Below are 26,737 nucleotides of genomic sequence, written 5' to 3'. Positions count from 1 at the left end.
CTGCCGCTCCTTTACTTTGCCGGATTTACGGTCGCAGTGGTGGCCTGGTTGCGTCCCATGGTGTCGGTCGCTTCCAGGATCTTTCTCAGTTTATCCAACGATTTCGCCTCGATCTGCCGGATCCGCTCCCGGGTCACCCCGAAGCTCCTCCCGATGGTATCGAGGGTCTGCGGGTCCTTGTCGTCGAGCCCGAAACGGAGGGTGAGGATCTTCTTCTCGCCGTCGGACAGGGTCTCGAACCACTTGGACACCAGTTCGTACTTGTTGAGGTCCTCCAGAAGGACGGCCGGAGAGATCGTGGAGGTGTCCTCGATGGTGTCGATGAGGAAGTAGTCGTTGTTCTCCCCCATCGGCCGCTCGATGGAATAGGTCTTTTTCAACAGGACCATGAGCCGGCGCACGTAGGCGATGTTCACGTCGAGGGCGTCGGCCACCTCCTTCACCGTCGGCTCGCGGTTCATCTTCTGCACCAGTTCGCGGGTGACCCTGAGCATCTTGTTGATGTCGTCGGAGACGTGCACCGGAAGCCGGATGGTGCGCGACTGGTTTACCAGGGCCCGCTCGATGGACTGGCGGATCCACCAGGTGGCGTAGGTGGAAAAACGGCACTCCTTGGAGAGCTTGAACCGCTCCACCGCCTTGATGAGCCCCATGTTCCCTTCTTCGATGAGATCGAGGAACGGCAGCCCGCGGTTGATGTACCTTTTGGCGATCTTCACCACCAGGCGCAGGTTCGAGACGATCATCCGGTCGCGGGCCGCCTTGTCCCCCAGGTCGATCCGGGCCGCCAGCTCCTTCTCCTCGTCGGCGGTCAAAAGCTTGGTCTTCTGGATCTCGCGCAGGTAAAGCTTGATAGCGTCGTCGAAGTGCTCGACGGCAGCCGCCTTGATCGCTTCCTCCTCCACTTCGTGATGCTCTTCCTCGGCCTCTTCCTCAACTTCTTCCAGTTCGATAGCATCCGGTTCCGCTTCAGCTTCGTGGAATATCGGTTCCTGAACGTCTTCAACCAGTTCTTCGTTTTCCATGACTGACTCCTTCGGCCACGGGGCCCATGCAAGTTTGCTTCGGGTTTACGAGTCCTCGCTCCAGCCGTTCCTGCCGATCAGCCGCACGAAGCGGCAGTCCAGGGACTGTTCCGTAACCACGGAACCGTCGGCATTTTTTACCACCCGCACCATCCGCTGGTCGTTGCGGTCGCCGACCGGGATTACCAGCCTGCCACCAGGTGCCAACTGCTCGACCAGGCATTCCGGGACGTGCGGAGCCCCGGCAGTAACGACGATGCCATCAAACGGAGCCTCCTCGGGCCAGCCGTCGGTGCCATCGCCGATCTTAAGGTTCACGTTCAAAAGACCGAGCCGGTCCAGCACCTTACGCGCCTTGAGCGCCAGCGGACGGATCCGCTCCACGGTGTAGACCCGGTCGGTAAGGGTGGCCAGAATCGCGGCCTGATAGCCGGACCCGGTCCCCAATTCCAACACCCGCTCCTTCCCCTTGAGCTCCAAAAGCTCGGTCATCCGCGCCACGATGTAGGGCTGCGAGATGGTCTGTTTCTCCCCGATGGGAAGCGACGTGTCGCTATATGCCTGCGAGGACATCGCCTCCTCGACGAAAAGGTGCCGCGGAACCGAGAGCATGGCATCGATCACCCGTTGGTCCGTGATGCCACGTTTCACCAGCTCCCCAACCATCCTTTTCCGTGCTACTGCAAAATCCATTAAATCCCCCGTTATTTAGGCCGGGGGAATATAACAAAGCGCCAGTCAAAAGTCCAGCTTCAGCGCAGCTCCCAGCCCTTCAGATGGTCCAGGGAGGCGTAGTTGGTCAGGTCGAAATGAAGCGGGGTGACCGAGATGTGACCGCGCGAAATGGCGTGGTAATCGCTGCCCGGAATGTCCTGGAAACTCAGGTCGGCGGTGCCGATCCAGTAGTAGTTCCGCCCCCGGGGATCGACCTTGTCCACGATGGTCCCCTCGTAACTGCGTCTTCCCTGGGTGGTAACGAGCGGCGGCAGCAGCTGGGCCTCGGGAAGATCGGGGACGTTCACGTTGAGGAAGGTGTCCTGGGGAAGCCCCTTCTCGTGCACGGTTTGGGCAAGACGCAGGGTGAAGGTGGCGGCCGCCGCGTAGTTGTCGCCTTCGCTTCGGGTCACCAGGGAGACGGCAATGGCGGGAATCCCCATCAGGGTGGCTTCCATCGCGGCGGCAACGGTGCCGGAGTAGGTAACGTCGTCGCCCAGGTTGGAGCCCCGGTTGATTCCGGAGACGACCAGGTCGGGCTTGAAGGTAAGGAGGCTGTGAATGCCGAGATTGACGCAGTCGGTTGGGGTGCCGTCCACGGAATAGACGTTATCGGAGATCCGGGCGGCACGCAGGGGGTGATGGAGGGTCAAGGCATGGGCGATGGCGCTGCGCTCCCGATCCGGGGCAACCACGACCACATCGGCCGCGGCGGAAAAAGCAGTAACCAGTGCCGCGAGGCCTGCGGCGTGAACGCCATCGTCGTTGGTAAGTAGGACTTTCAACTTCCCCTCCCAGTCAAATGCAATAGCAAGATGCGTGGCAAGAGTTCGGCCGGCATCGGCGCCCGGCGCCAAAGAGGCCGGGCCAGTCGGGAAGTTTCCCCGACGAGTGAGGAAGCATCGAGCGCAAGCGGTTAACGATACTGACAGTGCGGCGGCCGCAAGGAAGCTGAAGTTTAACGTATGAGTATCGGCAAAGCAAGCTTCATTCAATGAACCATAACCAATGAGGCCAAATCAATGCCAGTACAGCTATGACGTCCGCCACCCAGGTAAGCGACGGTACCGTTGGGGTAGCGCCAACAACCGTTGGGGCGTAGCTTGCTGCACCCTTCGTCGCCAGGAGGGAAATATGGCAATCGGGGTTGCGGTTGATCGCGACAGGAATGTCGCTCCTACAAGAGCTGGGCGACCTCGTAGCAAGCTCGGGCAGTATCCCTGCCCACCGGCATCTGCCTTTATTCGCGCCAGGAATGGCGCTCCCACAGGGTAAGATCCTGCAGTCCCGGAATCAAGGGTTTCCCCTATCCTGCAGTCCCGGGATCAAGTTTTTCCCCTTTTCTGCAGTCCCGGAATCACGGTTTCCCCTTTTCGCTATTCCAGGCCCCAGAACCCGCTTCCATCAAGGTCACCCATTCTATGGTGATCGCGACAGGAATGTCGCTCCTACATGCCAAGGGACCCGTTAAGGTCCGATCAGCCGTTGGGCTCGGGATCTTCGACGGCGGCGGGCGCCGGACGGTCCAGGCCGGCTTGGGCGAAGCGGAGTTTCATCACGATGAGGGAGGAGTAACAGAGGATGGAAATGCTGTTGGCGAGAATCAGGGGAAGGTCGCTGATGCAAAGGCCGTAGACCAGCCACAGGAACATCCCGGCGATCAGCATGACCAGCTGCCACATGGAAAGGTCGCGGGCGTGCCTGGTCCGGTAGGTCTTGATGACCTGTGGAATGGCAGCACCGGTGGTGAGCACCCCGGCAAGCATGCCGATAACCCCGACCAGGTTCATTATTTCCCCTTTTTACCTTTGAATTCGGCGGCAGCCCAGTCGATCTGCGAAAGCATCCCCCGCAGCGAGGATACTTCCCGCTCGTCCAGTTCGGCCCGGGCAAAGATCCGCCGCATGGTACGCATCATGTGGTCGGGGTTTTGCGGGTTGAGGTAGCCGATCCGCAGCAAGGTCCGCTCCAGGTGGTCGTAGAACGGCTCCAGGGATTTGGTGCCGGCCAGTTCCCGCAACTCCGAAGGGGCGGCAGGCGTGTACCCCATCAGGAACTCGTAGCAGAAGATCAGGACCGCCTGGGAAAGGTTGAGGGAGCCGTATTCGTCGGCGGTGGGGATGGTGGACTGCCAGCGGCAGATAGCGACCTCGTCGGTGGTAAGCCCGCTGTCTTCCCGGCCGAAAACGAGCCCGACCCGGCTGGTCGCGGAGCAGGTGGCAAAACGCTTGACGATGTCGGAGGGGGTGCTGATCTCGTTGCGGTATTTCCCGTGGCGCCGGGTGGTGGCAACGGAATATTCGCAATCGGCCAGGGCATCCTCCAGCGAGGTGAAGATTTTGGCGGATTCCAGGACGTCCTTGGCGGAGACGGCGAACATCGGGGCGTCCGGATGATCGACCCGGCAGGGATTGACCAGGCGCAGGTCGTAGAGCCCCATGTTCTTCATGGCGCGGCAGACCATCCCGATGTTGCCGGGGCTCTGGGTCCCGACCAGCACGATGCAGACTTTATCTTTGAGTTCCATGCAGGCTACCTTTTGAAGTGTGAATTAAAGCAGGAATTTAAGTCCCCCTTTGCGAAGGGGGATTTAGGGGGATTTGGATTTTTCAGGTTACCTAGAAAGGCAAATCCCCCCCGCCCCCCTTCGCAAAGGGGGGAGATCAAGGATCTTATCAGCGGACATCGGCGTTCAGCGGCGTTCATCGGCGGACTGGCTCTTCCGGGCCCGCATCCGGCGCAGCCTTTTTCGTGCCTTGTTCCGGTGCATATAGTGGGCAAGGAAATGGGACAGCCACATGAGCCCGATCAGTCCCGCCAGGACCAGGAACATGTACGGTTCGTACTGCTCCAGGTCGTCGACGATCAGCGCGGCACCCTTGCCGAACAGAAAGCCCGCCAGCGCGAAGACAGCGGCCCAGGTGGAGGCGCTGATCGCATTGAACCACAGGAAGCGCCGCGCCGGGAAATCGGTCATCCCCAGTACGATCGGCAACAGGATCCGGAAACCGTAGGTGTAACGGGAAATGAAAGCGACGAAGGAGCCGTAGCGCTCGATGAGCTTGAGCGCCTTGCGGAACTTGCGGGACAGCCGGGTGAACACCCTGAGCAGGAACGGGCCGTTTTTACGCCCGAGGTGGAAGTAGAACTGGTCGCCCAGGAAGGAGCCGGCGAAGGCGGAAAGGATCACCCCGAAGATGGAGAGATAGCCCTGGCAGGCAAGCAGGCCCGCGAAGATAAGGACCGCCTCCCCTTCCAGAAAGGTACCGATGAAGAGAACCCAGTACCCGTGTAGCTGTAGGTATTCCTTCAGTAGCTGCTGCACGAGAACCCCGGGACAAACATCGAACGTTCAACGTTCAACGTTACGTTCTGCATGAAGTGGTGGCGTGCCTTGGTGCCGGTGCTCCATACTAGGCTCGGTACGTAGCAAAGGAAGTAAAGCGACCGCTTTTCACGTTTGAACGTCGAACGTTGAACGTTGAACGTTGAACCGCGTTACATGTACCTCGGGTTGCTCCCCCGCACCTCGACCATCGGGGCATCCTCGATCTCCTCCAGGGAGCCCGGATCGTCCTCAAAGTCGTTCTCGCCCACGGCCCACTCGTACATCTTCTCCGAGTCGAGCAGTACGGGCTGGGTCGGCACGCCGTACACCCGGTTCTGCATCCCTTCGTCGTAAAGACCGACGCAGCCATGGGAAGCGGGCTTGCCGGGAAGGTCGCGGGCGTGGATCCAGTAGGAAACGTTGTCGGCACCCACATGGAACCGCATGGCGTTGTCCATGGGATACTGGTCGGACTGGTCTTCCGTCTTGTAGAGCGACGAGGAATGGGTCTGGTCGCGAGCATCGATCTGGAACAGCCCGGTCGGGGTCTCGTGGCCAGTGGCCCCGGTGGCAGCGGGCATGGAGAACTTCAGCTTCCCGTGCTCGTAGGCACCCATCCACTGCTCGGTCAGATCGATCAGGATGTACTTTTCGTATTTTTGCGCCGGCGGGTACTCCGCCGGAAGCGGCGTGTAGCTGCGGCAGGCGGCCATGTCGAGCGGGACCTTGATGGTCATCCCGGGGTAGACATGACGCCGGTCGATCCGGTTGAAGCGGGCCACGTAGACCCAATCCTTGCCGAAAAGCGATTCGAGGGTCTCCTCCGGGCGGATGAAGTGGCGTTTCCAGGGAATCTTGGCGAGGCTCGGATACTCGACCCGGGTCAGGTCCTCGTGAGCGGGGTCCTGCGGGCTGGCACCCGGCTCGGCGACAGTGACCGGGTGGTAGACAACGATTGCGGTAGCAACGGCCAAACAGAGAAAAAACAACACCTTGCGCAACATCGAACGTAACATCTTGCAAACTCCCGACCTGAAACAACTAATGGGGCCTGAACTGGCCCCATTACCGGGTTGATAGCACCTTTAGACCCGGGGGTCAAGAAAAAGCGTGTCGCGAGAGGATTTCCTCCACCGCGGTGTAGGGGTCCTTGGTGCGCTCACGCATCCCATCCATGATCTCTTCGAAACGGCCATCCTTGCGGATCACGTCGAGCACGGTGGCGAAAAGCTCCTCACGCAGGGTATCCATGAAGATCTTGTTGTTGCGCTCCTCATTGAGCCGCAACAGGCGTCCCGAACTCTTCAGGTAGGCACGATGCTTCTCGAACTCGTCGATCAACTCGTCGATGCCGACCCCGCGGGCCCCCTCGGTCTTGAGGACACTGGGATGCCAGGCACTGGGATCGCTCTCCTTCATCTCCAGCATTGCGGAGAGTTCCCGGACGGTGCGGTCGGCCCCTTCCCGGTCCCCCTTGTTGACGATGAAAAGATCGCCGATCTCGAGGATGCCCGCCTTGATGGCCTGGATGTCATCGCCCAGCCCGGGGACCATGACCACGGCGGTCGAGTGGGCGGTGCTCACGATGTCGACTTCGTCCTGCCCTACCCCGACCGTCTCGACGATGATGACGTCCATGCCCATGGCATCCATCACGTTGACCACATCCATGGTGGAGCGGGACAGACCGCCCAGCGCGCCGCGGGTGGCGAGACTGCGGATGAAGACACCGGGGTCTTCGGCATGCCGGTTCATCCGGATGCGGTCGCCGAGGATGGCGCCGCCGGTGAACGGGCTGGTCGGGTCAATGGCAACGACCCCGACCAGGCTCCCTTTTTTCCGGTAGGCCTCGATGATCCGGTCGACCAGCGTCGACTTTCCCGCTCCCGGAGGACCGGTGAGCCCGATGATGTAGGCACTGCCGGTATGCGGGTAGAGCGATTTGAGCTCGGTAACCGCACTGGGGAAACGGTCGTCGATATCACGCATCAGCCGGGCGGCGGCGCGGATATCGCCGTCAAGCACGCGTTGTGCAAGCGTCATCAGTAAATCTCCTTGGAATATGCCACGCCGGTGGCATCACAATCCTGGCGGTCTCGGCGAGGCCAAACCAGCTTCACAGGGTACACCTTACCGGCGGCAAAAGGCAAATAGATCCATCCTTTGCAGCTTTGCTGGCCCGAATCGCCCCCGTGTAGGAGCGACATTCCTGTCGCGATCCAGTCCCCGCAGATAAGAAACGCAGCGGCCTGCCCTGTGGGAGCTTCTTTCCTGGGGCTAACAACCGGTAACTCTGTCACCGCCTGCGGCGGATCGCGCCTGGAAAGGCGCTCCCACAATAGGAAGCCTGGAAAGGCGCACCCACAGTAAAAAGGACGCCCATCAGTTTAATCATTCCCCTGTTCCCCAGCCTTGGGAACGCATCCCGGCCGAAGCTTCGCCCGACTTCCGGCCGAAGCTGGAGCTTCCCGATGTTATGGGTTCCCAAGCTGAAGCATGGGAACCAGAAGGAGCAGAGGGATTTTGAGGGAAGGCAGGCAGGCAACGTGATGAGCCGGAGGCGTTGCCGCCTCCGGCTCAGGTGTTTTAAGCAGCGCGGGGAACGATGGTTTTGCGGACCCACTCCACGATCGCCTCGGTGGAGGTGCCGGGGGTGAAGACCTCGCCGATGCCGGCAGCTTTCAGCCCCGGGATGTCGTCGTCGGGAATGACCCCGCCGGCAAAGACGGTAATGTCGCTGGCACCCTTCTCCTTCAGCAGGGCGCAGACCGAGGGAAGCAGGGTGTTGTGCGCGCCGGAAAGGATGGAAAGACCGATGCAGTCGACGTCTTCCTGGATGGCGGCAGCGACGATCTGCTCGGAAGTCTGGTGCAGCCCCGTGTAGATGACCTCGAAACCGGCGTCGCGGAACGCGCGGGCGATGATTTTCGCGCCGCGGTCATGTCCGTCCAATCCGGGCTTGCCAACAAGTACACGCAGTCTTCTTTCGGTCATAACATCCTCCTCAGGTATCTTTGATTGGTATCGCGAACCATTTTACGTAAAGGGAATAACGGGGGTCTGGGGTCCGGGGTCCGGGGTCGGGGAAAAATCAATCCCAACGTAGCTCCGTTTTCCCCGAAGAAGAGCAAAGCCGAGCACGATCTTGGGGTAGGCCGAGGACACCGGTTCTATCCGCGACCTCCAGATTCCTGCCTCCCCTACTTCTCTATCCCCACCCGGGCCGGTACGCCCGCTTTGTAGTAGTGTTTGACCTCGCGCATCTCGGTCACGAGATCGGCGGCCTCGATCACCTTTTCATGGGCATTGCGGCCGGTCAGCACCAATTCCACCCGGGCCGGCTTTTCCTGCATCAGCGAAAGCAGGTCTTCGACCGGCAAAAGGCCCATGGATACGGCCCCGTTCGCCTCGTCGAGGATGACCAGGTCGTACTCGCCGCTGGTCAGCTTCTCGCGCGCCAGGGCCAGCGCCTCGCGGGCCAGCTCCTTGTCCTTTTCGTGCGGGTTGTCCTTGTTCACCCAGCCGGGACGCCCGGTCTGAACGATGGTCAGAAGCGGCGCCAGCCGTTCGGCCGCCATCTGCTCGCCGTAAGGGCCGCCGCCTTTCATGAACTGGATCATGCAGACCTTGAGGCCGCGCCCGACCGCACGGAAGGCAAGTCCCAGCGATGCCGTCGTCTTTCCTTTGCCGTTCCCCGTATAGACCTGGATGAGACCCTGTTCCAGCGCCATCATTGCCTCCCTCAAAACTGCCGCACTATAGCAACAGGCCAACAAAAGTGTCAAGGCGAAACCGTATACATTAAAACGGCGTTTACTGAGGATTGACCAAAGGTATGGCACGAATAAACAGGACCTACGGGGACCAAAGTGAAGTCAAAGAGGATGTTGCTCCACCGGCACGAGCCAACAACGTGCTTGACATCGGAAAAGGCATCTGTTATTACTCTTTGACCATTGGGCGATTAACTCAGCGGGAGAGTGCTACCTTCACACGGTAGAAGTCACTGGTTCGATCCCAGTATCGCCCACCAAATAGATCTCTTAGAAGGGCTGCCTCGATTCTCGAGACAGCCCTTTTTCGTTGCTGAGACTTTTCCCGCCCCCACCCTCCCGACTGCAAATACTTTTCTTCACTAGCTGAGCCCTGTCCTCCATTTCTCATTCACAAGAAGTATGTTATAGTCATTCCACTTTCCAGTCTGAGCTTCGCGATGAGTGCAGTGCAGTAGAGAACCAGTGTCAGTGTGGCAACTGAAGTACCAGCCGAGACCCTGCGATCCAGATACTGCAATGACGGAGGGCTCGTTTCAATGCCACAGCTGTACCGACTGCTTCAATTCATCCTTACCCCGTCACTGCCAGGACCGCTCCCCTCCTTCGACCGCGGCATTGCCTGCCCTTGGCCCATCGCTTCCGTTTCCCCCTCCGACCGAAACGCCACTCGCTGCCGATTCGGCACCAAACCCGGCCTTCTGCATCTGACCACCTACCGGGCCGCGCGCCCCCATCGGGATCAACCATGAGCATCCGGCCCCGATCCATATCCAATTACCTGGCGGTGGTGCTCCTCACGGTCATAACCCTGATCCTGCTGGCCTACTGCTACGTGGACTACATCAACGCCCGCGCCCACCACATGTCACACCTGAGAGAGCAGCTGAAGGTCACCGCGGTCCAGGTGACGACCGGACTCGAGGTCCCGCTGGGAAATCGGGACCACCGCCAGGTCGACACCTTTCTGGACGGGATCATGGCAGACCCCACCATCGCCTACATCGACGTGACCGGTGCCGACACGGTTTTCCAGCGCGGCCGCAACGACAAGTGGGAAGTGATCGGCCGGGCGCTACCCATGACGGAGCCGGTGTTGGAGATCCAGCAGCCGATCACCTACTCGGGGAAAAAGGTCGGCGCGGTCCGTATCGGTCTCACGACCAGGTACGTAAAGGAAGAACTGGTCAACGGCGCGGTCACCACCCTGGTCCTGATCCTGTTTCTCGATGCCGCCACCTGCGGCATCTTGTACCTGATCCTCTCCCGGAAACTCCTTTCCCCCCTGGAGCAGCTCAACGAATTCGCCGGCTCGGTGATCCGCGGTGAACCGCAGGAGGCGGCGGTCTCCGAGGCGCCGCTGCTGGACGAGCTGGAAAATCTCCGTTCCTCCCTGGTCACCATGGTCGAGGTCCTCAGCACCCGGATGGAGGAACAGAAAAAGGCCGAGGAGGAATTGCGCCGCAACCGCAACATGCTTTCCACCATCGTGGACACCATTCCCCAGGCGGTCTTCTGGAAGGACCGGGCTTACCGGTATCTCGGCTGCAACCGTAGGTTCGCGGCCGATGCGGGGGTCGGCTCGCCCGAAGAGATCGTCGGCAAGACTGACCTGGACCTGTGGTGGCTCCCCGAGGACGTCGCCACCTACCGCACCGACGACCGGGAGGTGATGTCCCAAAACCGGAGCAAGCTGCACATCATCGAGCCGTTGCAAAAGGGGACCACCCGCGCCTGGCTGGACACCTCCAAGCTGCCGCTGGTCGACGGTTCGGGGCGGGTTTACGCGGTGCTGGGGGTGTACGAGGACATCACGGAGCGGAAGCGTTCCGAGGAGGAGCTAAAAGCGGAAAAGGAGCGGGCCGAGCTCTACCTTGAGATCGTCGAGGTCGTCCTGGTCGCCCTCGACATCAAAGGGCAGGTCACCATGCTCAACCGGAAGGGGTACGAGGTCCTGGGGTACCGGGAGGGGGAACTGCTCGGGAAGGACTGGTTCATGCACTGCGTACCCGCGGACGACTACGACGACGCATCCTCCATGTTCGAGCGGGTCCTTTCCGGCCGGCACGCGGAATACAGCGAAAACCGCATCGTTACCAAAAGCGGCGAACAGCGGCTGATCGCCTGGCACAACACCCTGCTCAGAAATGCCGCGGGAACCGTCATCGGAACCTTGAGCTCAGGGGAGGACATTACCAGCCGGAAGCTGCTGGAAGAACAGCTGCACCACTCGCAAAAGATGGAGTCGATCGGCCGTCTGGCCGGAGGGGTGGCCCACGACTTCAACAACATGCTCAGCGTCATCATCGGCGCGGCCAGCCTGGCCCAGGGTCTCACTCCCACCGATGACCCGATCACCACCCTTTTGGCCCAGATCCTCAAGGCTGCCGAGCGCTCCAGCACCATCACCCGGCAGCTCCTGGCCTTTTCCCGCAAGCAGGTCACGGCGCCGAAGCCGATCAACCTCAACGCACTGCTGCTCGAGTCGGAGAAGGTGCTTTCCCGGCTGATCAGCGAAGACATCAAGCTGACCTTCCAGCCGTCCCTCGGGCTTTGGACGGTGCTGATCGACCCCTCGCAGGTGGACCAGATCCTGATGAACCTCTGCGTCAACGCACGCGACGCGATGCCCCACGGGGGCACCCTCACCATGCACACCGGCAACACCCACATCGACGAGGGATACACCCACACCCACATCGACGCCCGTCCCGGCGATTACGTCATGCTTACCGTGAGCGACACCGGCATCGGCATGACGCGGGAGGTGCAGGAACACATTTTCGAGCCCTTTTTCACCACGAAGCCGATCGGCGAGGGAACCGGCCTGGGCCTGGCCACGGTGTACGGGATCGTCACCCAGAACAACGGGTTCATCAACGTCTACAGCGAGCTGGGCCAGGGAACCGTCTTCCGGATTTACCTGCCCCGCTACCTGGCGGACGCCAAAGCGCCGGAGAGCCAGGGCAGAATTCCACTGGAGGGCACGGGCACCATTCTTCTCGTGGAAGACGAGGAAATGCTCCTCTGGACGACCACGAAGATGCTGGAACAGATCGGCTATACCGTCATCCAGGCGGCCACCCCGGAAGAGGCCATCGCCATCTGCAGCACCGCTGAGCCGGTGGATCTCATCCTCACCGACGTGGTCATGCCCGGGATGAACGGCCGCGAGATGGTGGACGAGGTCAAAAAGATCCGCCGGGGCGTGAAGGTCCTCTTCATGTCGGGGTACACGGCGGAAATCGTAGCCAAACGGGGCGTCGTCGAGGAGGGGATGCACTACATCCAAAAGCCCCTCGACCTGCGGAGCCTCCACGAGAAAATCCGTTCCCTGATCCACCCGCGGTAGCCACCTGTCGCATTTCCTTACAAACGCCCCCCTTCCCTGTCGCCTCCCTTTACATTTTCGCGCTCGATTTCCGACGGCCCGATCCCGATTCGGCAATGGAATGAGGCATATCGGGAAAGGGTATGCTTCTTGCTATATCCATTGGAATAACAGCAACTTAATTCCACTCCGCCAGCGCCGTCCTCCGCGATCCGGCCTAAAGGAGGAGAGATCATGGCAACGACTCCTTCAATACCCCCGCTGCAATCGCCCCTTCCGGTGTATCAGCAGCAACAGAAACCGGCGCAGGCCGCGCCGGCGCCCCAGCCCGCCGCGACCGGCAAGGACACCATCGCCATCTCGCCGCAGGCGCGCGCCATGACCATGAACCTGCAAGGGATGACGGTCGACGAGATCGCCCATTCGCTCGGGATCACGGTGAAAACGGTCGAATCGTATCTGTCCCTAAAGCAGGAGTCCTAACGGCCGAAGCTTGCCCCGTAGCTTGCGGCAGTGGACAGTTTCAACACAAAAGGCTTGGCGATAGACGCCAAGCCTTTTTCTGTTTGGGTTAAACCCCACCCTCCCTTTGAAGGGAAGGGGACAAATGGCTCATCCATCCTTAGCCGGGCCGTAAAAGAACCGCCCCCTACCGGACGCTGTAGTCGGTCCCCCAGTCGGTGCAGCTGAAGACGATTTCCTTGCTGCTCATCTTGGTGATCACGTTGCCGTTGAGATTGAACTTCTTGGCGAACAGGACCAGCTTGTCGGCCGACTGGCTGAAGGTTCCGACCACGATGTCGGCATTTTTCACCTCGTCTTTGCGGATCGCCTCCCCACGTCGGGTCAGGACCGCGAGGCCGTTGGCGCCGAGGGTGAAATACCGGCCGAACTCCGCCTGCTGGATGTCGTACCCGCAGACCGAACTCAGGCTTGAGCGCATCCATTCTCCCATGAGGATTCCGGAGGCGTTGGGGGCCAGCGACTCCAGATCGACGAAGTCGGTAACCAGCACGGTTCCGTAGCTGTCCCGGGAGCCGCAGAGGTCCTGGGCGAGGTCTGCGAATACCTGCTTGGCCTGGATCGCCTTGAGCTGGCTGTCGAGGTCTTTCGGGCATTTCGTGCCGTACCCGGCTCCGGAATGCAGCGAGGAGCATCCGGAAAGAAGGGACACCAGCAGGGACACCGTCACCAGGGCCTTAGCGCGCATTGTAGTCCCCCACGATTTTCATGATGGTCCTCTCCCCGGCGCCGCCGGTCAGGAGATTCTCGGCAAAAGCGTTCATCGGGAGGTGGATCTGGCCGGCCGATACCACCAACCCGGAGTCCAGATTGATCACCCTGGCATTGAGGATGATGCTGGTGCGGTTGACCGAATAGGTTCCGACGACGATCCCGGAGACCTTGTAGCTTTCCCGGATCTTTTTGAGGTCGCGGCTTAAGGAAAACTCGCCGCTGTCGTTGACGATGAGGTCTTTGGTGAGGCGGATGTCGAAGAGCTTCCAGCTGCGGACCTGAAGCTCATGCACCAGGTTCTCGGCAACCAGCCGGCCGAAGGGGGTGGTCTCGCTCAATTTGTCGAGATTGGCAAAGGAAGTGACGATGTAGGTATTGCCGAGGAGTTTCTTGTCCAGGTTCTTTTCCAGCTGCTCGGCAAGGTTGATGACCTGGGAGTTGAAGTGACCGGCGGGGGTATCGGCCGGCGGTGCGGTCGTTGCTGCGGCGTCTTCCCGAGGGGTGAGCGAACTGGCCACGACCGGCGGTTCGGCTGCTGCCACGGGGCGGTCGGCACCGTTTTTCTTGAAGTAGCTGCATCCCGGCAGCGTCAGGCACGCCAGGCCGAGCATCAGCGAGCAAAGCGACTTTCTTTTCATATCTCCCCCCAAATGGCAATTGCACGTCAAAAGCGGCGCCCTCACCGCGCCCCTCTCCCGGAGGGAGAGGGAGATTCGCTGTAACGCAGGGTTTCAAATGCGTGGTTTGCGTTGAACGGCTTCATCGCGCCATCGGCCGGTGGCGCCGTTGACGCAAATTCTCTGATCCTTCAGGATTGTTCGGCAGATAAGGCGAGAACTTTAGAACGGCTCGGCGGATCTGACTCAAGACTCGCCCGATCCATAAATCAAGCTGATGAGCGTCGATCTTCATCCCACCGATACCTCCCTCTCCCTCTGGGAGAGGGGCGGGGTGAGGGGAATTGCCACGAAGCACCTTCCCGCACCCGCCCTTCGGGCACCCTCTCCCAGAGGGAGAGGGATCGTATGAAGATTGACGCTCATCAGGTAAATCAAAGGCCCCGGCAGTATATGCCCGAGGCCTGAACGATACTGATAGGTCTCATGCGTGTGGGAGCGCCATTCCTGGCGCGAATCGCCGGAGGCGGTGGTGGCGGGTGGCGGTGTTCGCGCCTGGAATGGCGCTCCCAATGGGTTGGCGCTACCGTGCTTTTTATGGAGGTTTGGATCGCGACAGGAAGGTCGCTCCTACACGGGGGGCATGGGTTGAGCAGGTCGCTAAATCTTTACTGCACCACGTAGTCCGCTTCCTTGAGCAGGGCATCCTGCGACTCGAACTCGGGGAGCTCCGGGAGGATGACCCGGCAGGTGACATCTCGGTATTGGCTGAGCCGCTGCGGGATCCCGGTCTTCACCGCATGCAGAATCCCGGTGAGGACCACGACGGAGGTATCGGGGTGGGACTGGAGATAACGGGACACGTTGTAGGCCATGCCGTTGTTTCTCAATGACTGCGCCTCGCAGAAGTAGATGAAAAAACGCTCGCTCATGGCGTGGCTTGCGATGTCGGTATAGGTCCTTTTCAAAAATTCGGTGTAGGAGGTGTTGAGGTCGCAACTGACCTCCGGAGGAAGATCCTTCTTGTCGGTGGCCGAAAGGGAGGAGAACCCCTGGTGCGCTACCTTGGAGACCAGTTCCATCGGTATGTTCAGCGCGATCATCGGGATCCGGTTGTCCCGGGCGAAGCGGAATATGTCCCGATAGAGCTGCCAGTCGACCGACCAGTTCCGGGCGTAAACGCGGAGGAACTCCTCCTCGGTCATTTTGCCCGCCACCCACTCGTCCAGCTGTTTCTGACTTGCGGTCTGAAACATCTCTAGACCGATAGCGATGGGCTTCTTTTTTTCTTTCAGATCGCGTATAACCTCAAGCTGAAGTTGGTGGTGAAGTTTTTTGTCGTGCGTCTCGCCAACAACAATCACGCCCGCGTGCTCTGCATCGCTCATCATCTGGGCAAAACCCACATTCTGGCGATCGCTCAACCGGACAATTTCCCAGTCGGCGTGGAAGTTATACATCAGCGAGACGGCGACCAGCATGGCTATAAGTGTTCCCCTGGTCAGGCTCATCACTGCTTCCTCCCGATCCACCTCTAAACGACCATGTTAAACCTAAAACGGCCCCGGCTGTGTCAGCAGTTGATCGGCACGTATTTTTATGGATAATTCCTGGATTCGTTTCCCCCGGAAACGGGCAGGGAAGAAGTATAGCGAAAGGTTAGTTTTTTCCAATTTAACCCGAATGGGGTTTGAAACGGAGGTGCGGCACGTGAAAAGATTGGTGGTTCCGGCGCTTTTTCTTCTATTGCTTGCGCTGCTTTGCGTGGGAGCCTGCGCCGAAGGTATCCCGGCCGTTGAGCGCCAGGAGGTCAGGATTACCCTGGTTCCGGAGCAGCACCTGCTCCGCGGGGAAAGCACCGTCGTGTTCGCATCCGCCGGACCGGCCGACCTCGCCCTGGCACCGACCGCCCGGATCGATTCGGTCACCGCCAATGGCGCCGCGATCCCCTACTCCTTCAAAAACGGCAGGATCACGTTTACGATCCCCGAAGCTTCACCCCGGGCGGTCGCGGTGCAGTACCGGGTGTCCTTCAACGATCCGGTCGCCGACCGTCCCACCACCAGCGAAGACCCCACCTACGGCGTAAGCGCGGCCATTGCCGAGCGGGGCACCTTCCTGGGGAGCGGCTCGGGGTGGTATCCGGTCCCGCGCGAGGCCCCCCGGCACCGGACGGTCCGGGTGAACGCTCCGGCGGGAATCGAGGCGGTGACCTTCGGCAGGCGGGTGAGCCGGTCCACTGCCGCAGGGGTGAGCCGTTCGGAGTGGGAGGAAACCCATCCGGTCGGCGAGCTCTCCCTTTCCGCCGGCAATTACCGGATCGAAGAAAGCAGCGTGGACGGCATCGCTCTTTACACCTATTTCTACCCCGACAACGCCGCCCTCTCGCACAAGTACCTCGAGGCGGCGGCGCGCTACATCAAGTTCTACGCGGCCCTTTTCGGCCCCTACCCGTTCGAGAAATTCGCCGTGGTGGAGAATTTCTTTCCCACCGGATACGGGATGCCTTCCTACACCCTCTTGGGGAGCACGGTGATCCGCCTCCCGTTCATCATCGACACCAGTTTCCCGCACGAGATCGCCCACTCCTGGTGGGGCAACGGCATCGAGATCGACCCGAGGCAAGGCAATTGGTGCGAAGGGCTGGTCTCCTACCTGGCCGACTACTACCTGAAGGAACGCCGTTCTCCCGCGGAGGCGGAGCAGCACCGCCGGCAGCTATTGATCGACTATGCCCAACTGGTCGCGCCGGACCGGGATTTTCCGCTCACCCGCTTCACCAGCCGGGTCGATCCCGCCTCGCGAGCCGTAGGTTACGGGAAAGCGGCGATGCTCTTCCACATGATCCGGACCCGCATCGGCGACGAAGCCTTCTTCGGCGCGCTGCGGGAGATCGTCCGCACCCGCAGGTACGGCAGCGCCTCCTGGACCGACTTCGTCAACGCCTTTTCCAAAAGCGCCGGAACCGATCTGCACTCGTTCATCGAGCAGTGGCTGACCCGAACCGGGGCACCGCGGCTGTCACTCGCCGACGTCACCCTCAAGCAGCAGGACAAGGAATGGAAGATCGCCGGAAAGATCGTTCAAAAGCCGGCGTTCCAGGATTTCTGTGTGCCCCTGGTCGAGGAGGGCGGCCACGGCCCGGTCAAAAGCTGCGTTACCGTCGAGGGGGAAAGCACCCCCTTCCAGCTGACCTCGGAGACCCGCCCGACCTCCCTCGCCCTCGACCCGGGAGCCGATGTATTCCGGCTTTTGGACCCATCCGAAATCCCGGTGACGGTGAACAGCATCAAGGGGTCCCACGACCTGGTCGCGGTGATTACCAAAAACTGCCGGGCCAGCGCCGAATCGGTACGCGATCTGCTGGAGTCGCTGGACCAGAAACAGGCGCCGGTGCTGCGCGAGGAAGAGTTGGGGCAAGGGACGCAAGGAAAGGACCTGGTGTTTTGCGGGGCGCCGGCGAACCGGAGCCTGATCGGCCCGCTTCCTGCGGGTACCGCGCTTTTCGGTGACGGTTTCACCGTGGAGGGGGAAGCATTCCAGGGAGAGGATGCCCTTTTGTTCCTGACGACGCGCGCTCCGGGTTCGCAGCGGATCGTCGCGGTGTTCGAGCCGCTTTCGGAGCGGGCCGCCACGAGCTACGGCTACAAGATCACCCATTACGGCAAATACGGCTACCTTGCCTTTGGAGGCGGAGCAATCCGCCGCAAGGGGACCGTCCGCAGCGCCGCCGGGGATTCCCTGGTCCATTTCCCCGCGCCTTGAGAACACCCAGAGCCGCGACATCGGTATTGCTGGCCTAAGAAGACAAAGCGTGCTATGCAGCTAAAAGCAATTTTCCCGAGCAGGACAACCTACCAAGACAGGGGATCTCCATGAAGCACTTCCGACACCTCATGCTCGCCCTTGCGGTGCTGTTGCCCGTTTCCGCCCACGCCGGCGACGTTGCCAACCTTGCTACCTGCACCACCAAGACCTTCGCCGACATCTTCCACAATCAAGCATGGTCCGGCAAAACCCCCCGGGGATGTTTCGCCAAGATCGCGGTGGCCCAGAAATCGGGAGGCATCGCCGTCTCCGCATGGATTGTCGAGAAGAAAGGAGAAGGGTACCGGCAGCTCTCCTTCACCGCCACCCAGTCGATGGAGGAACTGCAGAACGTAAAATTGGTAGCCACCGCCAACCGCGACATCCTCAACCGGGCCAAGCGCCTGGAGCGTTGTCTCACTCCCGGAAAGGCGACCGCAGCTTGCCAGGTCACCGGCCACCGGGACGTCCAGGTGGACGAGGAAAGCGGCGTGCGGGACTTCAAGGAGATCAGCCTGGGGGACGGCGGACGGGATACCGTGGTGCAGAGCCTGGTGAGCGATACCGATTTGACACCGACCCTCCCCGCGACCATCGCCGACGAGCAGCCGCTTCCTCCGGGAACGGAGTTGAAGGTTCTTACGGTAAGGTAGGCGCATCCGCAGGCGTTTCCCTTGGCTGACGGCTGGACTGACCGGCGGGAGCACCTCCCGCCTTTAGGAGAAGACACCATGTCATGGCACCTGATCCGCACCCTGGTCCTCATCGTGGCGGCCCTTAGCGCCGCGGGCTGCACTACCTATGTCTTCCAGGGCCAGACGACCGGTCCCGATGCCTTCGGCAAGGACCGCACGTTCCAGCTGTACTGGACCAAGACCGAGCCGCTTTTGGGGCTGCCGACCTCGACCCCGGCCATTCTGGTCACCGAATGCACCCCGACCACGATTCATTTCACCAACGAACCCGAAGGGGTCGTCTTTCGCGGGATTCCGGGACAGGACCGGCTCCCCGGCCCCATCACCACCATTGCCAACAACCAGGTCTGCGCCCGGGTCGTCAACTACTCCAACCTGAGCGAGCCGATCCCCGGTCCGCTCCTGGTCGAGTTCTACTGCGAGCCTTTCCAGGGGAGCGAGTTCGCCCCGGTGCCCAGAGACTATCCGGCTCCCCGGAAGGAGCCTTACGTCTTCGCCGTTCAGGAACAGGCCCGGCACTGGCGCTGGTTCCGCGATGAGGTCGCGCCCCCGCCGCCTCCCCCGTGCCGGGAGAAGCGGTAAGAAGCCCCCCCTGGGAAGGTGGTGGCCGGAAGCCGGGTGAGAGATGGTGATCCTTACGGCCGGCTCCCCTCACCCACCCCTTTCCCGGAGGGAGAGGGAGTCGATCAGCCAATAAAAAAGCCCCCGGAGATCTTCCGGGGGCTTTTCCTTTCCCAGGCAAAACTTCCCGCTTACATCTTGGCCTGGACGCTTTTTACCTTGTCTTCCATGCTCTGGGCCCGGTCGGTACGGGTTCCAAGCTTCACCGTCGTCGAGATCCGCGGCGCCCCCATCTCGTGGACCACCTCATGGCAGCGCTTGATCGCGGCAAAGACGGCATCCCACTCCCCTTCGATATTGGTCCCGTAAGCATGCAGCGCTACCTTCAGCCCCGCCTCGGTGAGCACCTTTTCGCACGCCGCAATATAGGGCGAGAGGGAAACCCCAACCCCCAGCGGGACCACGCAAAGATCGACGATAACGTTCATAACAGCCTCCTTTCCGGATTTACCACTTTTCGATGAAGCGGACGAAGTCGGCGTAGTGCTGGAATCCGACCATCATCCTGCCCCGATATACAAAGGCGGGGACGCCGGTGATGCCGAGGTCGCGGGAGCGATCCCAATCGCGGTTGACGGCGGCGCGGAAACGTCCCTCTTCAAGCACCCGCCGCGTCTCGTCGACAGGAAGCCCCACTTTTTCCGCGACCGCGAGGAGTTCCTCCACCCGCGCGATGTTTTTCCCCTCGACGAAGTAGGCATGGTACATCGCCTTCTGATACTCCAGGAACCGCCCGGATTGTTCGGCAAACTTCCCCACTTCCTGGGCCCGGGTTCCGTTGGAGATCCGGGTGCGGGAGCCAAGAGGAAGCCCCTCCTGCTCGGCAACCGTCACCAGTCGGGCCTGCATGGCATCAAGGTCATACCCTTTCCCGCCGAAGAAGTCCCGGATCTCCACCCCTTCCTCGGGAATATCCGGATGCAGCGGGAAGACGGTCCATTGGAACTGGACGCCGTACTCTTTTTGCAATCGGTCAGTACGAACCGTACTGAAATAGCACCACGGTCAAATATAGTCAAAAAAGACTTCGACGACTTGATTCTCTTTCATAGGGAGCCCCCTCTGGGTGCCAGAGTCAGTGTCCGGCAACCGCCCGGTTCAGAATTGATCCGGCGCTGGCTCATTATACAACACAATCGGGTCCGGGAGTGCCGCCGGGAAATGGGCGGCAGGTTCCCGGGAGCGCCGGAAGAACAAAAAAAAGGGGCAACCCGTCGGTTACCCCAAATCCATCGGCCGGCAGAAGAGCCGATTGCAGTGGATCTACATCACAAGTACACGATCTCGTCGGAAGACTGGGTCAGGTTTTCCCCGCCCTGCTCGGTTACCGCGAAGGTGTTCTCGATGCCGAGCACGCCCTCTCCCGGGATCACGAACTTCGGTTCAATGGCAATGGTCTGTCCCGCCTTGAGGGGGACCTTGAAGCCCTGGGCAAGCACGGGGTACTCGTCCAGCTCAAGCCCGACACCGTGCCCCACAAAGCGGGCGTTCTCGCCGGGGGCCCCCATGAAGTTCCTCCCCAGGCCGGCATCCTCGGCCATCGCAGCGGCCGCCTGGAACAGCTCTTCGCAGATCACCCCCGGTTTGAGGTGCTCGGCCAGGTACTGCTGTATCGCCAGGGAGGTCTGGTAGGCGTGGGTGAGGCGTTCGCTGAGTTTGCCGAGGACGAAAATGCGGGTCACGTCGACCACGTAGCCGTCCCAGATCCCGGTGAAATCGAGGATGATCGGGACATCGCGGTCGATGGGGGCGAGGGAGGCGCCGTGCGGGGCGGCGGCGGAAAGGCCGCGTCCGGTGACGGCACCGTCGAAGAAGCCCGGGGCCTCGGCGCGGGAGCCGGATACGGTGAGCCCCATGAAGATTTCCTGGTTGAAGGCGCGCATCCGGGTAAGCCCCTCGGACCCGGCCCGGCGCAGCCGGTATTCGAATTCGGCGGCCAGGTCGACCTCGCGCATTCCGGGCTTCAAAAACTGCGGCACTTCAGCGAAGACCGCACAGGTGCGGCGCCCGCTGGCCCGCATCAGCTCCAGTTCATAGGGAGATTTCACCGAGCGGAGATCGCGGTTGATCGCCGAGATGTCGACGAACTCCTTCCCCGGCAATAGCTTGGCGTAGAAGTTGTACTGCTGCACCGGCAAAACATCGAAGGTGAATCCGATGGTGCGGATACCTTCGGGAAGCTGCTGGGCGAAGTCACGGCTGGACGGGAAGGGAAGAACGGTTACCGCCGATTCCTCCTGGGCACGGGAAAGGCTCTTCCGGACCCAGAGGACCGGCGCCCCGGCCGCAGGGACCAGCAGGGCCGAAGTCTGCCGGGTACCGGAGAAATAGAAGATGTCGATGGGATGCAGGATGAGGGCGGCGTCGATCCCTTGAGCGGAGAGCTCCCCCTGCAACCGTGCGATGCGGGCCTCGGATTCCGAACGGATCAGCATGCCGCACCCCACTTCTCGAAGAAGGCGATCTCGGCCAGGGCCTTGCGCGGGCGCGGCTTGGGCTGCTGATCGGGATATCCCAAGGGGGTCATGCCGACGATCCGGATCCCCTCCGGTATCCCCAGTGCCGCCTTGATGGGTGCTTCGTCGAACCATCCCATCCAGCAGGTGCCCAGGCCCAGGCTGTGGGCAGCCAGGCAGAGGTGCTCGAAGGCGATGGCAGTATCGGCGATGTAGTATTCGATCCCGTTTTCCACCCCGGACTCCGTCGGGTCGGCGCAAACCACGATAACGCAGGGAGCGGCGGCGAGGGCGCCCCTGCCGGGGTTATCGCCGGGGAAGGCTTCCAGGAGCCGGCCCTTTTGCTCCGGATCGGTGAGCACCAGGAACCGCCAGCACTGCAGGTTCTTCCACGAGGGGGCAAGCCGCGCCGCGTTAAGCACCTGTTCTATTTTTTCTTTCTCAACCGGCGCATCGGTATACTTCCGAATGCTGCGCCGATCGGCGATCACCTGCAGGACGTCCAAAATAGCCTCCTTTTCAGTTAGCTGCTTTTGTCTATACAACAAAAACATTGTTTTGTAAATGATTACCTTCGGTCCAAACGAGCCCGACGCCGGGGCCTGGCCGACATCATTGCCGGATCGGCTTTCTCCGCACACCCCGGCGGTCTTTCCTGGTTCATCCCCCCTTTCGCACGTTTTTGAACCGCTGTTTCGGCCCCTGAATCGGCATGAACGGCAAATATAGGCTAAACGCCGTTGACAGGTAAAGGGCTTATGCACTACATTGTTCAAAAATTAACGTAAAAGGAAACAACATGGATTTCGAGAAAGACGGCGACGAGGTCACTCCGATCGGAGAACTTGCCATAAAGTTCGGGCTCACCACCCGCACCATCCGCTACTGGGAGGAGGTGGGTATCCTCGAGTCGGTGCAGCGCAGCGACGGGGCGACCCGCGGCTTCACCCCTTACTATGTGCGGCGCATCAAATTCATCATGAAGCTGAAGGAACTGGGTCTGACCATCAAGGAGATGCAGGACCTCTATGCCGCTTACGGAGAAGCAAAGCTGACCGAACGCATGATTCCGCGCTTGGTCGAGATTCTCGACGAGCACATCGACAAGATCGACGAGAAAATGGCAAAGCTGGCTTCGTTGCGCAAGGACATCGTTTCCTACCGTCAGCGGATGACGGGCCGGATGGCGGAACTGGCGGAGGAAGCGAAGTAAGCTTGGCCCCGAAGACCGGCAGCCGAACGTCCCGCCCCAGAGTAAGTCAACGCACTAGAGCCGCAAGAAAGGACCTGAGTAAATTCAGGTCCTTTTTTTGTTTTTTCTGGTTAAAGTTTTTAGAGCTGCCACCGAAACGGTAAGAATGCAGACGATACACTGTCAAACATTCCCCACAGGCAAAGTCTGCTGCAACATCGCTCCGACCACAATCGATGCACGTGGCCTAAACAAACATAAGTAGCGTCTAATTTATTGTGTTTGTGAGTCCCCAACAGGAGGTCGAGTATGCAATGGTTCTACGACATGAAGATCGGCAAGAAACTGATCGGCAGCTTCCTTCTCATCGCGCTCTTTTCCGTGATTACCGGATACATTTCCGTGAGCAAGCTGAAGCTTCTCAAAGCTGAAGCCGATGACATGTACGAGCTAAATGCAATGCCCCTCTCCTACCTGATCGACGTGGCGAGCGAGTTCCAACTGCAGCGGGTGGCGTTGCGGGACATCATCCTGGCCCACTCCGCCGAGGAAAAAAATGAGCTCCTGGCCCGCATCAAGGAGCTCGACAAGAAGGTCGACGAGGATCTGAAAAAGGCGGCCCAGGCTTCCAACAACGAAGAAGAAAAGCGCCAGGCCCAAAAGGCCCAGGAAGCGCTCAACAAGTACGACCCGATCTGGAACAAGGTCTGTGAATTGGCCATAGCCGGAAGGACCGATGCGGCCTTGGTCGAGCTGAAGAGCCCCGAAGGGACTGCGGCGGCCAAAAACGTTGACGACGCCATCCAAAAACTTTCGGACCTGAAAACCGACGACGCCAAGAAGGCCAACGTCGAAAATGGCGCGATGGCCGTCCGTGCGATCACCCTTACCGTTATCCTGGTTTCTTCGGGGGTGACCTTGGCTATCCTCCTTGGGCTCTTCATCGCCCGCAGCATCGCCGCACCTTTGCGCAAGGGGGTGGAGTTCTCCGAAGCGGTCGCCTCCGGTGACCTGACCCGGCAGATCGACCTGCATCGCAAAGACGAGGTCGGGCAGCTCGCCGCAGCACTCAACGAGATGGTGGCGCGGTTGAAGGAGGTCGTTGCCGAGGTCACCACCGCCGCCGACAACGTTGCGGCAGGAAGCCAGGAACTCTCCGCGAGCGCGGAAACGATGTCGCAGGGGGCCACCGAGCAGGCAGCCAGCGCCGAAGAGGCCTCCTCCTCGATGGAAGAGATGTCGGCCAACATCAAGCAAAACGCCGACAACGCCCTGCAGACCGAGAAGATTTCCCTCAAATCCGCGAAGGATGCCCAGGAGGGGGGCGAGGCGGTGCAGCAGACGGTTGCTGCCATGAAGGAGATCGCCGGCAAGATCAACATCATCGAGGAGATCGCGCGGCAGACCAACCTGCTCGCCCTCAATGCCGCGATCGAGGCGGCCCGCGCCGGAGAACACGGCAAAGGATTTGCCGTCGTGGCGAGCGAAGTCCGCAAACTGGCCGAGCGGAGCCAAAAGGCTGCTGCCGAGATTTCCGATCTTTCTACCTCCTCGGTCAGCATCGCCGAGAAGGCCGGGGGCATGCTGACCCAGATGGTTCCCGACATCCAGCGGACGGCGGAGTTGGTTCAGGAAATCGCCGCCGCGTGCCGCGAACAGGACACCGGTGGCGAGCAGATCAACAAGGCGATGCAGCAGCTCGACCAGGTTATCCAGCAAAACGCTTCGGCGGCCGAAGAGATGTCCTCCACATCCGAGGAGCTTTCCAGCCAGGCCGAACAGCTTCAGTCGGCGGTCGCTTTCTTCAAGACCGACAGCCACGGCGGGATCGCCGGCCGCCGCCAGCACAACGAAGGACACCGGGAGCTGCGCAAGATAGGCCACGCGGCGCCGATCCCGGCCAGACACGTAACGCCGGCACCGAAAAAGGGGATGGACAGTGCCCTCAGCGGCGTTGATGTGAAGATGGGGGAGGATGATGCAGAATTTGAGCGCTACTAACAAACCGGCCACCAGCCGCGCGGCAGCCTTGGCAGACAGCGCACGCAGGATATCGGACGAGGGAGGATCGAACGTGTCCACCTATCGCGAATTCGCGGGGATGCATGAAAGACGGCGTTACATGCGGTTTCCGGTCGACTACCAGGTGAAGGTGACCCACCGGGGCCAGACCACGGAAGCCCAGTTGAGAGACATGAGTATCAACGGCGTCTTCGTAAGCACCACCCTCCGGATTCCCCTGGCCGAGGCGGTGGACATCACCATTTACCACGACGACCACCCTTCCCGGCTCTGCAACCTCAGCGGGATGGTGGTCCGTACCACCGACAGCGGTCTGGCGATCAGGCTGGACCAGACGCTGCTGGAACTGTAACGACAACAGCGCCGGGGACGACTCCTCCGGCGCTGCTTTTTTATCGCAACAGAGGGACCTAAGGGACACCAAGGACACCAAAACCCACCGGTGCCAGCCGCCAGCCTCCAACCGCCCCAGCCTCTAACCGCTCCAACCGCCCCAACCGCCCCAGCCGCCAGCCGCCAGCCGCCAGCCGCCAGCCGCCAGCCGCCAGCCGCCAGCCGCCAGCCCCTAGCCCCTAGCCCCGCTTTTCCAAACATGCTATATCTATGCGATGCGACTTATCGCCGATCTCCACATCCATTCCCCATATTCACTGGCCACCAGCGCCGACCTTACCCCGGCCAATCTCTGGCGCTGGGGACAGCTCAAAGGAATCGCCCTTCTCGGTACCGGCGACTTCACCCACCCCGCCTGGCTGGAACAGCTGAAGTCAGCCCTGGAGCCGGGCCCCGGAAAGCTTCTCTCCCTGCGCTCGAACCCGTGCCCCACCGATGTCCCCGAACGCTGCCGCGCCGAGGTTTCCTTCCTGCTCTCGGCCGAGGTTTGCTGCATCTACCGCAAGGGTGGACGTACCCGCAAGGTCCACGCCCTGATCCACGCCCCCGATTTTGCCGCAGCAGAGCGCCTCAATGCCTCACTTTCCCCTTTCGGCAGCCTGACCGCCAACGGTCGTCCCATTCTGAAACTGGACGCAAAGGACCTGCTCCAGCGGGTGCTCGATGCTTCCCCGGAAGCGCTCCTGATCCCGGCACATGCCTGGACCCCCCATTTCTCCATCTTCGGTGCCGCAACTGGATTCGGCTCCCTGGAGGAGTGCTTCGAGGAGCTAACGCCGCACGTCTACGCCATCGAGACCGGGCTCTCCTCAGATCCTGCGATGAACCGCCGCCTGACCGGGCTGGACGGTATCACCCTGGTCTCCAATTCCGACGCCCACTCACCAATTAAGCTGGGACGCGAGGCTACGGTATTTGAGACGGATCTTTCCTACGCCGCGGTCTACGAGGCGATCCGTACCGGCAACGGGGTGGCTTCCACCCTGGAATTTTTCCCGGAACAAGGTAAGTACCATGCCGACGGCCATCGACCCTGCGGGGTGCGCCTTACGCCGGCAGAGACGGTGGCAAACGGCTACCGCTGCCCCGGTTGCGGCGGCAAGATCACCGTCGGCGTGTTGCACCGGATCGAACTTCTGGCGGACCGGGAAGACGGGAAAACCGCAAAGGGCAACGCGGCGTTTCATTCGGTGATTCCCCTGCTGGATCTGGCAGCGGCCTGTCTGGGGGTCGAATGCAGCAGCCGGAAGGCGCTGCGCTGCTATTTGCACCTTCTGGAACAGGTGGGGAACGAATTTCACGTTCTCTTGGAGGCACCGCTGGAGGAGATTGCCCGCCATTCATCGGAACGGCTGGCGCAGGCGATCGGCAGGATGCGCAGCGGCCAAGTGGATATCGAGGCAGGCTACGACGGGGTGTTCGGGAAGGTTTCGGTACTCTAAGCGGGGTGAACGGGGGATAATGCCGAGAACGCGGCTTGGTGCAACGGGTGCACGCCTTTTTTACTGTGGGAGCGCCTTTCCGGGC

General features: G+C 60.9%; 25 protein-coding genes, 1 tRNA gene and 1 pseudogene. 10 read left to right on the top strand and 17 right to left on the bottom strand.

From position 1 onward, the window contains the following. Nucleotides 1-11 precede the first annotated feature (11 nt). The 10 genes from JFN93_RS18965 to cobO form a co-directional block, all read right to left on the bottom strand. Entirely contained in the window at nt 12-1,025 is a 1,014-nt protein-coding gene (locus JFN93_RS18965) for a sigma-70 family RNA polymerase sigma factor (RefSeq protein WP_199385706.1), read from the bottom strand. A 45-nt stretch (nt 1,026-1,070) separates the two neighbouring features. Next, nucleotides 1,071-1,718, bottom strand: a complete 648-nt coding sequence (locus JFN93_RS18960; RefSeq protein ID WP_199385705.1) for a protein-L-isoaspartate(D-aspartate) O-methyltransferase — start codon at nt 1,716-1,718, stop codon at nt 1,071-1,073. Between the two features lie 59 nt (nt 1,719-1,777). Further along, entirely contained in the window at nt 1,778-2,524 is a 747-nt protein-coding gene (gene surE, locus JFN93_RS18955) for a 5'/3'-nucleotidase SurE (RefSeq protein WP_199385704.1), read from the bottom strand. A gap of 693 nt (nt 2,525-3,217) precedes the next feature. Further along, nucleotides 3,218-3,529 carry a SemiSWEET family sugar transporter gene (locus JFN93_RS18950; protein ID WP_199385703.1) on the bottom strand — a complete coding sequence of 104 codons (312 nt, stop codon included), beginning with the start codon at nt 3,527-3,529 and terminating at the stop codon, nt 3,218-3,220. After that, the gene (locus tag JFN93_RS18945) at nt 3,529-4,266 is read right to left on the bottom strand and encodes an RNA methyltransferase (RefSeq protein WP_199385702.1); all 738 of its coding nucleotides are present in this window, start codon (nt 4,264-4,266) and stop codon (nt 3,529-3,531) included. The genes JFN93_RS18950 and JFN93_RS18945 overlap by 1 nt, the downstream gene beginning before the upstream one ends. Before the next feature lie 165 nt (nt 4,267-4,431). Further along, nucleotides 4,432-5,064: a DedA family protein gene (locus JFN93_RS18940; RefSeq protein ID WP_199385701.1), complete on the bottom strand. Its 633-nt coding sequence runs from the start codon at nt 5,062-5,064 to the stop codon at nt 4,432-4,434. Between the two features lie 173 nt (nt 5,065-5,237). Continuing rightward, the gene (locus tag JFN93_RS18935; RefSeq protein WP_199385767.1) at nt 5,238-6,071 is read right to left on the bottom strand and encodes a L,D-transpeptidase; all 834 of its coding nucleotides are present in this window, start codon (nt 6,069-6,071) and stop codon (nt 5,238-5,240) included. A gap of 94 nt (nt 6,072-6,165) precedes the next feature. Then, nucleotides 6,166-7,110 carry a methylmalonyl Co-A mutase-associated GTPase MeaB gene (meaB, locus tag JFN93_RS18930; protein ID WP_199385700.1) on the bottom strand — a complete coding sequence of 315 codons (945 nt, stop codon included), beginning with the start codon at nt 7,108-7,110 and terminating at the stop codon, nt 6,166-6,168. Between the two features lie 543 nt (nt 7,111-7,653). Beyond that, nucleotides 7,654-8,061 carry a cobalamin B12-binding domain-containing protein gene (locus tag JFN93_RS18925; protein WP_199385699.1) on the bottom strand — a complete coding sequence of 136 codons (408 nt, stop codon included), beginning with the start codon at nt 8,059-8,061 and terminating at the stop codon, nt 7,654-7,656. 206 nt (nt 8,062-8,267) lie between these two features. Then, a complete protein-coding gene (gene cobO / locus JFN93_RS18920; protein ID WP_199385698.1) occupies nt 8,268-8,798 on the bottom strand; it encodes a cob(I)yrinic acid a,c-diamide adenosyltransferase in 531 nt (176 codons plus the stop codon). A 227-nt stretch (nt 8,799-9,025) separates the two neighbouring features. On the opposite strand from cobO, the gene JFN93_RS18915 reads away from it, so the two are divergent. The 3 genes from JFN93_RS18915 (at nt 9,026) to JFN93_RS18905 (ending at nt 12,654) form a co-directional block, all read left to right on the top strand. Next, nucleotides 9,026-9,100, top strand: a tRNA-Val gene (locus JFN93_RS18915). A gap of 488 nt (nt 9,101-9,588) precedes the next feature. After that, nucleotides 9,589-12,192 (top strand): hybrid sensor histidine kinase/response regulator, encoded by a 2,604-nt coding sequence (locus JFN93_RS18910; RefSeq protein WP_199385697.1) that lies wholly within the window; start codon nt 9,589-9,591, stop codon nt 12,190-12,192. Between the two features lie 213 nt (nt 12,193-12,405). Next, the gene (locus JFN93_RS18905; RefSeq protein ID WP_199385696.1) at nt 12,406-12,654 is read left to right on the top strand and encodes a helix-turn-helix transcriptional regulator; all 249 of its coding nucleotides are present in this window, start codon (nt 12,406-12,408) and stop codon (nt 12,652-12,654) included. A 166-nt stretch (nt 12,655-12,820) separates the two neighbouring features. Here the strand turns inward: JFN93_RS18905 and JFN93_RS18900 are convergent, their stop codons facing one another. The 3 genes from JFN93_RS18900 to JFN93_RS18890 form a co-directional block, all read right to left on the bottom strand. Next, a complete protein-coding gene (locus JFN93_RS18900; protein ID WP_199385695.1) occupies nt 12,821-13,381 on the bottom strand; it encodes a FlgO family outer membrane protein in 561 nt (186 codons plus the stop codon). Continuing rightward, nucleotides 13,371-14,045: a FlgO family outer membrane protein gene (locus JFN93_RS18895; protein WP_199385694.1), complete on the bottom strand. Its 675-nt coding sequence runs from the start codon at nt 14,043-14,045 to the stop codon at nt 13,371-13,373. The genes JFN93_RS18900 and JFN93_RS18895 overlap by 11 nt, the downstream gene beginning before the upstream one ends. A 647-nt stretch (nt 14,046-14,692) precedes the next feature. After that, a complete protein-coding gene (locus tag JFN93_RS18890) occupies nt 14,693-15,412 on the bottom strand; it encodes a ChaN family lipoprotein (RefSeq protein WP_236021828.1) in 720 nt (239 codons plus the stop codon). Between the two features lie 322 nt (nt 15,413-15,734). Between JFN93_RS18890 and JFN93_RS18885 the strand changes: the two genes are divergently transcribed. From JFN93_RS18885 to JFN93_RS18875, 3 genes are all read left to right on the top strand, one after another. Then, on the top strand, nt 15,735-17,789 hold the full coding sequence (locus JFN93_RS18885) for a M1 family metallopeptidase (RefSeq protein ID WP_328754325.1): 2,055 nt from the start codon (nt 15,735-15,737) through the stop codon (nt 17,787-17,789). 110 nt (nt 17,790-17,899) lie between these two features. Then, on the top strand, nt 17,900-18,484 hold the full coding sequence (locus tag JFN93_RS18880; RefSeq protein ID WP_199385691.1) for a hypothetical protein: 585 nt from the start codon (nt 17,900-17,902) through the stop codon (nt 18,482-18,484). A gap of 78 nt (nt 18,485-18,562) precedes the next feature. Continuing rightward, the gene (locus JFN93_RS18875; protein WP_199385690.1) at nt 18,563-19,108 is read left to right on the top strand and encodes a hypothetical protein; all 546 of its coding nucleotides are present in this window, start codon (nt 18,563-18,565) and stop codon (nt 19,106-19,108) included. A 170-nt stretch (nt 19,109-19,278) separates the two neighbouring features. Here JFN93_RS18875 and JFN93_RS18870 read toward each other — a convergent pair whose 3' ends face one another. The 4 genes and pseudogenes from JFN93_RS18870 to JFN93_RS18855 all read right to left on the bottom strand — a co-directional run bounded on the left by JFN93_RS18870 (nt 19,279) and on the right by JFN93_RS18855 (nt 22,109). Then, a complete protein-coding gene (locus JFN93_RS18870; protein ID WP_199385689.1) occupies nt 19,279-19,575 on the bottom strand; it encodes an MTH1187 family thiamine-binding protein in 297 nt (98 codons plus the stop codon). A 19-nt stretch (nt 19,576-19,594) separates the two neighbouring features. Next, a pseudogene (locus tag JFN93_RS18865) lies at nt 19,595-20,140 on the bottom strand (DsbA family oxidoreductase); the annotation flags it as partial. A gap of 275 nt (nt 20,141-20,415) precedes the next feature. Further along, nucleotides 20,416-21,582: a M24 family metallopeptidase gene (locus JFN93_RS18860; protein ID WP_199385687.1), complete on the bottom strand. Its 1,167-nt coding sequence runs from the start codon at nt 21,580-21,582 to the stop codon at nt 20,416-20,418. Then, entirely contained in the window at nt 21,576-22,109 is a 534-nt protein-coding gene (locus JFN93_RS18855) for a nitroreductase family protein (RefSeq protein ID WP_199385686.1), read from the bottom strand. The genes JFN93_RS18860 and JFN93_RS18855 overlap by 7 nt, the downstream gene beginning before the upstream one ends. Before the next feature lie 293 nt (nt 22,110-22,402). On the opposite strand from JFN93_RS18855, the gene JFN93_RS18850 reads away from it, so the two are divergent. The 4 genes from JFN93_RS18850 (at nt 22,403) to JFN93_RS18835 (ending at nt 26,652) form a co-directional block, all read left to right on the top strand. Then, the gene (locus tag JFN93_RS18850) at nt 22,403-22,816 is read left to right on the top strand and encodes a helix-turn-helix domain-containing protein (protein ID WP_199385685.1); all 414 of its coding nucleotides are present in this window, start codon (nt 22,403-22,405) and stop codon (nt 22,814-22,816) included. Nucleotides 22,817-23,104: 288 nt separating this feature from the next. Then, on the top strand, nt 23,105-24,796 hold the full coding sequence (locus JFN93_RS18845; RefSeq protein ID WP_199385684.1) for a methyl-accepting chemotaxis protein: 1,692 nt from the start codon (nt 23,105-23,107) through the stop codon (nt 24,794-24,796). Between the two features lie 73 nt (nt 24,797-24,869). Next, nucleotides 24,870-25,169, top strand: coding sequence for a PilZ domain-containing protein (locus JFN93_RS18840; protein WP_199385683.1), 300 nt, complete (start codon nt 24,870-24,872; stop codon nt 25,167-25,169). Nucleotides 25,170-25,425: 256 nt separating this feature from the next. Further along, entirely contained in the window at nt 25,426-26,652 is a 1,227-nt protein-coding gene (locus tag JFN93_RS18835; RefSeq protein ID WP_199385682.1) for an endonuclease Q family protein, read from the top strand. The last annotated feature ends 85 nt before the right edge of the window (nt 26,653-26,737 follow it).

This window comes from Geomesophilobacter sediminis, from assembly GCF_016458275.1.
Classification (GTDB): Bacteria; Desulfobacterota; Desulfuromonadia; order Geobacterales; family Geobacteraceae; genus Geomesophilobacter; species Geomesophilobacter sediminis.
Note: the sequence above shows the minus strand (reverse complement) of the source record. Positions and strands in the feature narration are given on the sequence as shown.